General features: G+C 67.5%; 1 protein-coding gene. It reads left to right on the top strand.

Annotated elements, in window-relative coordinates; translation table 11 throughout:
- On the top strand, positions 1-292 hold a 292-nt coding region (locus N826_RS39440), incomplete at both ends, for a transposase (RefSeq protein ID WP_211099531.1).

Below are 292 nucleotides of genomic sequence, written 5' to 3' on the forward strand. Positions count from 1 at the left end.
GACGACACTGCTGCGCCGCATCCGCGAGGCGGTTCCGGATCCAGTGCCGGAAGTCCGTGTTCTCGGCGTCGACGACTGGGCCTGGCGCAAAGGCCAGAGCTACGGCACGATCCTGTGCGATCTGGAACGCGATTGCGTCATCGACCTGCTGCCCGACCGCAAGGCCGCGACTTTGGCAGTCTGGCTGCGGCGTCATCCCGGCATCGAGATTCTTGTCCGGGATCGCGCCGGCGCCTACGCCTGCGGAGCCCGCCAGGGAGCTCCGCAGGCAATCCAGGTCGCGGATCGCTTT

The sequence above is a fragment of the Skermanella aerolata KACC 11604 genome (genome assembly GCF_000936425.1).
Classification (GTDB): Bacteria; Pseudomonadota; Alphaproteobacteria; order Azospirillales; family Azospirillaceae; genus Skermanella; species Skermanella aerolata.